Origin of the sequence: Anaplasma bovis (assembly GCF_036903315.1) — a bacterium.
GTDB lineage: Bacteria > Pseudomonadota > Alphaproteobacteria > Rickettsiales > Anaplasmataceae > Anaplasma > Anaplasma bovis.
Map to the genome: position 1 here is coordinate 1 of NZ_JAWLNY010000078.1, position 3,263 is coordinate 3,263.

Here is a 3,263-nt window from a genome sequence, read left to right on the forward strand (position 1 = left end):
ATACTCTGGGGCTTTGCCGAGGCAATACATGTTCTGCAGCGGTTATCATATCTATGACAAGTTACTCACGGAGTATGTCAGGTACTGTTCAGAGTTGTGAGCATCCTAATAGTTTTTCATTACTGTGAATGTCTGTGTCAGTGGGAAGATACCTTGTACGCAAGAGTAACAAGACTTTGGGTTGTTTCGCTACGGCAATGCGTGTTCCTCAGGGGTTATTAGGTCTGTACCAAGGTACTCACGGAGCACATTGGGTACTGTTACAGAACCGTCAGCATTTTGATAGTTTTCCATTATGGCAGCGATGGTCCTGCCTATAGCTAGCGCAGAGCCGTTCAAGGTGTGAACAAATGATGACAGCTTTTTTTGATTCTCTGTGCGGAAGCACTTTGCACCCATTCTCCTTGCCTGAAAATCTTTACAATTTGAGCAGCTTGAGATTTCTCTGTACTTGTTTTGAGCCGGCATCCAAACTTCAATATCGTAAGAAACACTGGCGGAAAAGCCCATGTCGCCCGTGCACAGCATTATAATCCGATACGGGAGTTCCAGCCTTTTTAAGACCTCTTCTGCCACGTGGAGCATCCTTACTAACTCGTCGGAGGACTGGCTTTCTTCGGTTATACTCACCAACTCAACTTTGCTGAACTGATGTTGGCGAATCATGCCTCTGGTATCCAATCCTGCGCTTCCAGCCTCTGCGCGAAAGCACTGTGAATATGCTGTGTACCTGAGAGGTAAGGAACTACTTGGAAGGTTCGTGTCTGCCACCAAGTTTGTAAGCACAACTTCACTCGTGGGGACTAATCTGAAATCATCAACTGTTTTAAAAGAGTCGTGAGTAAATTTTGGCAACTGCCCAACATTGTACATCGCTTGTTCGTTTACCAAAGAGGGATGAAAGACTTCCGTGTAGCCAAACTCTTTGGTATGCATTTCCAACATGAAGTGCGCAAGGCTTCTTTCCATCTTTGCTAGTTTGCTGCTTAGTAAAGAAAACCTTGATCCAGACATCATTGCGGCCCTGCGGAAGTTCATCATGTTGAGTTCTTCCCCAAGAGTATAATGAGGCTTTATGTCGAAAGAAAAATGCCTCTTTTTTCCGTGAACACGTATTTCCACATTGTTTTCTTCGTTTACACCCAATGGTACGGCAGCATCAGGTATATTTGGCAGCGAGCGCAGGATGTCAGATAACTCTGAATCTGATCGCATACACTCTTCAAGCTCCACAATTCTGTTTGCAATGTCTTTGGAAGATTCGACCTTTGAAGTGCAATCTGCGCCATCTTGTTTGAGACGCGTCACTTCCTTTGACAGAGCATTTCGCTGTTCCCTGAGGTGTTGCAATTCTGTAAGTCTTTGCCGTTTTTTGGCGTCAAGTTCCAGGATTTTCGCAGCTTGCTCCCCAAGGCCACGAGCCTTCATTGCTTCGTCAAACAGAGAAGGATTTCTTCTTATGAACTCTATATCGTGCATGCAAATATATTGTGTGCAGAAGGATTTAGACATACTACACGATAAGCCATACAATTGTTAACACTATTTTAGCGCACGTAACGGCTGGCATATGATACTAGATATTTCGGGGCAGATGTTTTTACTGTGTGTCATTGAAGCGGTAGGTGTTTTTGTTTGCGCGTACGCTATTCTGTGCCGGTCAAGAGTACCGAAGAATAGCTATGACGCTATTGTTATTGAAAAAGCGGGATTGGAAGTTAAGCTTCAAGAAAATAAGGAGGAGAACCTTAACTTACAGCAAAGAATTCAGGAGTTACTGCAGGAACTTCAAGCTACAAGAGACAAGGTCTTGGTTCTTGAAATTGAAAAAAGCAATCTAGAGAAGGCCAATGCCCAGCAGGATTCCTTCTACAAGACTATGGGCGAACAGTATAGGCTGCACTTCGAGAATTTGGCCAATAAGATTTTTGATGAGAAAATGGACAGGTTTAGCAAAATGTCCAGAGAGGGTCTAGGAGGTGTACTGGAACCTGTAAAAGAGAATATGAAGATCCTCAAAAAGGAACTTGAGGAGGCTTTTGTCCGCCATGGGCAGGAGCAATTTTCTCTCAAAAATGAGATAAAACGCATAGTACTTGCAAATGAGAAAATTACACTGCAAGCGGAAGGTCTCGCAACGGCTCTTAAAGGTAATACCAAATTACAGGGGCATTGGGGCGAGGTAATGCTCGAGAAGGTTTTGGAAGACTCAGGCTTGCGCAAAGATCAAGACTATAAGATGCACAGCTCAGGTATGAGTTTAAGAGGTATATCTGGTGGCAGGCAATATCCTGATGTAGTTATACTATTGCCGGAAGATAAACACATCGTTGTTGACGCCAAGGTTTCGCTTGTTCACTACGAGCGTTATTGTTCCGAAAAACAAGATGAGGTCGTTAGAGTATCTCATCTGAAGCAGTTTATACACTCTGTGAGGTCGCACATAAATGACCTTGCGGGAAAGAGGTATTCCGACATAGAAAGCCTTAACGCACCGGATTTTGTGCTTATGTTTGTACCTATAGAAAGTGCGTATTTCTTGATGGTAAGGACCGATACTGAGCTCCACGGGTTTGCGTGGTGTAAAAGGATAGTTCTGGTGTGTCCTTCTACGCTTTTGGCTACTCTTAGAACTATAGAGTCCCTTTGGAGACTTGAGAAACAGAACCGCAACACGCTGGAGATTGCGCGTCAAGGTGGAGCATTGTACGACAAAATTGCTGGGTTCGTGCAAGACATGCAAAAACTCGGTAAACAAATAGGTGCCGCAGAAAGTGTGTATCAAGATGCAATGAAGAAGTTATCTGAAGGCACTGGGAACATTTTGTCGCGCACTAAAAATCTGAAAAGTTTAGGGGTGAAAGCTTCGAAAAGCCTTGAACTAGATTCAGTGTAGCTGCGAAGCTGCAGTTTCCTGCAATAAGAGAGACGATATAGCTCTATTCGGTCAGAATCTTAATCACAGCTATCACCGCCTTGGAACATGAGCTCTAACCACCTTGTTCATAGCTGCTTGCCCGTCACGCAAACGCGTCAGAAAATCAGCAATGAGACCAGACAACGATACAACAAAACCTCACTAAACCCTACTACCAACTTGACTTTGTTAACCCCGATATCTACCCATAGAGCCCAACTGCCTTAGCACGATGTGAGACATCATCATATAAATACTACGCGGCGTTTGAGTCATGCGGTAGCTCTAGCCCTTATAGTGAGAGGAATCTCTCGTCATTTTCTGCAGCTTCGTCTGTGCAGCGAAC

General features: G+C 44.2%; 2 protein-coding genes and 1 pseudogene. 1 reads left to right on the forward strand and 2 read right to left on the reverse strand.

Annotated features, from left to right (window positions below):
* Positions 1-189: 189 nt before the first annotated feature.
* On the reverse strand, positions 190-1,479 hold the full coding sequence (gene serS / locus R4I06_RS04530) for a serine--tRNA ligase (protein WP_334414397.1): 1,290 nt from the start codon (positions 1,477-1,479) through the stop codon (positions 190-192).
* Positions 1,480-1,570: 91 nt separating this feature from the next.
* Between serS and R4I06_RS04535 the strand changes: the two genes are divergently transcribed.
* A complete protein-coding gene (locus R4I06_RS04535; RefSeq protein WP_334414396.1) occupies positions 1,571-2,896 on the forward strand; it encodes a DNA recombination protein RmuC in 1,326 nt (441 codons plus the stop codon).
* Between the two features lie 96 nt (positions 2,897-2,992).
* Here the strand turns inward: R4I06_RS04535 and R4I06_RS04540 are convergent.
* Positions 2,993-3,061, reverse strand: a pseudogene (locus R4I06_RS04540) (30S ribosomal protein S8); the annotation flags it as partial.
* Positions 3,062-3,263 lie beyond the last annotated feature (202 nt).

What these genes read in the sequence shown, in the direction of transcription:
- R4I06_RS04535 (WP_334414396.1), top strand. Translation starts at nt 1,571, where the DNA reads ATGATACTAGATATTTCGGGGCAGATGTTTTTACTGTGTGTCATTGAA.
- serS (WP_334414397.1), bottom strand. Translation starts at nt 1,479, where the DNA reads ATGCACGATATAGAGTTCATAAGAAGAAATCCTTCTCTGTTTGACGAA.